The following is a 750-nucleotide window of genomic DNA, read 5'->3' on the forward strand; positions in this document are numbered from 1 at the left end:
CGACAACTGATCCTCAATAAGCTTGCAGAAGGCTATAGCATTCGACAACTTGCCGAGGAATATCAAATTAGCACCAACACTATTCAGCGTTGGAAAAAATTTCCTGAGCGTAAAAAACGTCAGTTTACCCCAACTAAAATAGACGATGCATTACTGAGAGCGGATGTAGAGGCTTATCCTGATGACTATCAGCACGAACGAGCTCGGCGTTTTAATTGTACTCAAAGAGCGATAGGCATTGCATTAAAACGAATCGGCATCACTCAAAAAAAAGAGCTTAACTCATCCAAAAGCAGATGATAAAAAACGTTTAATATTTCTTGAAAAGTTAGCGCAATTTAAGTTTGATGATAAGCCTATTATCTATCTTGATGAAAGTGGCTTTAAGTCTCATGAAAACAGGCCTCACGGATACTCTAATAGAGGTAAAAAATGCTTTGGACAATACAACTGGCAGCTTAAAAACCAAACCAATGCGATAGGTGCTATTTACAATAATCAGCTGTTCGCTGTTGGACTTTATGATCGCAGTGTCAATAGTGATGTATTTCATAGCTGGGTTGAACAACTGCTGCTACCAAGCTTACCGAAAGACAGTGTAATCGTTATGGATAATGCAACCTTCCATAAGCGCAAAGACACAACTGAACTTATAGAAGATGCAGGGCACACTATTTTATGGCTGCCACCTTACAGTCCTGATTTGAATCCTATCGAGCAAATGTGGGCTTGGGTCAAACAAAAACGTAA

Annotated in this window: 2 protein-coding genes; both read left to right on the forward strand. The window is 39.5% G+C overall.

Going from position 1 to position 750, the window contains the following annotated elements:
• The coding region (locus H9653_RS12380; RefSeq protein WP_225211770.1) for a transposase at positions 1-300 on the forward strand (300 nt) is incomplete at its 5' end.
• Positions 301-313: 13 nt separating this feature from the next.
• The coding region (locus H9653_RS12740) for an IS630 family transposase (RefSeq protein WP_404814824.1) at positions 314-750 on the forward strand (437 nt) is incomplete at its 3' end.

Origin of the sequence: Psychrobacter communis (assembly GCF_014836505.1) — a bacterium.
In the GTDB taxonomy this organism is placed as follows: domain Bacteria; phylum Pseudomonadota; class Gammaproteobacteria; order Pseudomonadales; family Moraxellaceae; genus Psychrobacter; species Psychrobacter faecalis.